The organism is Anaerotruncus sp. DFI.9.16, from assembly GCF_024461615.1.
Taxonomy (GTDB): Bacteria; Bacillota; Clostridia; order Oscillospirales; family Ruminococcaceae; genus Anaerotruncus; species Anaerotruncus massiliensis.
Window position 1 is genome coordinate 1 of the sequence record NZ_JANFZX010000123.1, and the last position, 1840, is coordinate 1840.

The 1840-nt window shown below is 45.7% G+C and carries 2 protein-coding genes and 2 pseudogenes; all 4 read right to left on the minus strand.

What is annotated here, in order from left to right; all coding sequences use genetic code 11:
- Window positions 1-46 precede the first annotated feature (46 nt).
- A pseudogene (locus NE609_RS17220) lies at window positions 47-175 on the minus strand (Maff2 family mobile element protein); the annotation flags it as partial.
- Between the two features lie 83 nt (window positions 176-258).
- Window positions 259-651 carry a helix-turn-helix domain-containing protein gene (locus NE609_RS17225; protein WP_002304334.1) on the minus strand — a complete coding sequence of 131 codons (393 nt, stop codon included), beginning with the start codon at window positions 649-651 and terminating at the stop codon, window positions 259-261.
- Between the two features lie 5 nt (window positions 652-656).
- A complete protein-coding gene (locus NE609_RS17230) occupies window positions 657-977 on the minus strand; it encodes a hypothetical protein (RefSeq protein ID WP_002304332.1) in 321 nt (106 codons plus the stop codon).
- Window positions 978-989: 12 nt separating this feature from the next.
- Window positions 990-1793 (minus strand): annotated as a pseudogene (locus NE609_RS17235) (VirD4-like conjugal transfer protein, CD1115 family); the annotation flags it as partial.
- Window positions 1794-1840: the final 47 nt, after the last annotated feature.

A 1840-nucleotide genomic window follows, 5' to 3' on the forward strand; every position in this document is an offset into this window, starting at 1 on the left:
CTACTGTCTATGCTTGTATTTTGGTTTTGCTTCTTTACTAAACATAAGCATTTGCGCCGGGGTTATCGTTGCCGTAGCCCTCAAGCAGATTGATTGCACCCCAGATGCCAAGACCTGCGCCCAGAGCGATAACGAGAGTCTGAAGAACGGTTACTGCGCTATTGAAAAATGCCATAATATTTTCCTCCTAAAATTTGAAATTGTTTTGAGAATAGAAAAAGCCCTCCGTACTACCGGCATCAAAACCGGACGGAAGGCTTAGTTTACGAGAATCTTTTCAAGGAACTCCTCGACGGTTATCACGCCAAGTTTCTGTTCCATTCTGCTTCTTGCATATTCAGTTTCACAATCATATATATCACCACCACCTTTCATAAGAAACAGCCAATACATTGACTGCAACAAATCTTCACGAGAAGCACAGATTGTCGGTGAAAAAACGACAGGTGAAACCTTCAGAACCTCTGCGAGTTTCGCTGTGGTTTCTGCATTAGGGGTTCGAGCGTTTTTCTCATACTGAGCAATACGGACATCCGCTGTTTTCTCGGAATACCCCATCAGGAGTCCAAGCTCTTTCTGGGTAAGGCGGCGAAATCGTCTAACGAACTTCAATCGCTGCCCAATAGAGGTATCCGTGATCCACCAAGTCATTTTTTTTACACCTCGCTTTCTGCAAATTCTCGATATACAACCTCATTTTTTGCTCTGCGCTTGCCTACGGCTTCACTGGGAGCAAGGTCAGGGTAGGTTGCCTGCACTTTCTGTCTGCTTCTGCGGACAGTTTCAAACCCCGGAAAGCTGCGTCTATCCAGTTCCTTCAAAAACACAGGAACCGTCATGGCATGAATGTCGATGCCACGCAGACCGGAATAGTGTTCCAGTACCATCAGGTACAAATGATTGTCGGTATTTCTTGCCTTGTGGTCGTGTTCCAAGATGTTCTTAACCAGGGCAGATACCGTTTTCAGATTTTCCAAACAGAAACCTCCTTAATCCGCATCGACTACCACAAACTCATCACCTGCCTTGAGCTTCAACCTTCGACTCAGAAACTGCTCAATGTTGAACTCATTTCTCTTATCAAAGTCTGATGTGTACTTATAATTGGGGTGCTGCGTCAGATCGTACTTGTCAGAAAGAAACGGTCTGACACCACGCAACTGCAAAATACACTTGCTGCCATCCAGAACCGCAAGCTCATCTACGCTCGCAAGGTCTTTGCCTAACTTCTGATAATTCAAGCCGTAAGACGGGCTGTTACCTCTGGTGTTGGAGGTGTTGTAGGTGTCGATAGTTTCTTTTCCCAATGCCTGATTCAGTTCTTTGAGCGTGGTTGGCTCAGAACCACCCAGGAAAATTCGGGAATCCATGTTGCCGATGATGGTATCGGCATTGTCTTTATAAATGGCTTTCAGCTGTGATTGTGCCTGGAGAACAAGGCAAGCCGATATTTCACGGCTTCGGATTGTCGCTACCAGTTTTTCCAGATTGGGAATCTGACCGATGTTTGCCATCTCATCAATCAAGCAGCGCACATGAACCGGCAGTCTGCCGCCGTACACATCATCTGCTTTCTCGCACAACAAGTTGAACAGCTGTGTGTAAATCATGGAGATCAAAAAATTAAACGTCGCATCCGTATCTGACATAATCAGAAAGAGCGCCGTTTTCTTATCTCCGAGAGTATCCAACTGCAACTCGTCATAGGCAGTCACATCTCTGACCTCCTGAATATCAAAAGGAGCCAGACGAGCGCCGCAGGAAATCAAAATCGACTTAGCGGTCTTGCCAGAGACGAAAAGTCAAGGACTTTTTCATCAAATTCACAAAGAAGTCACAT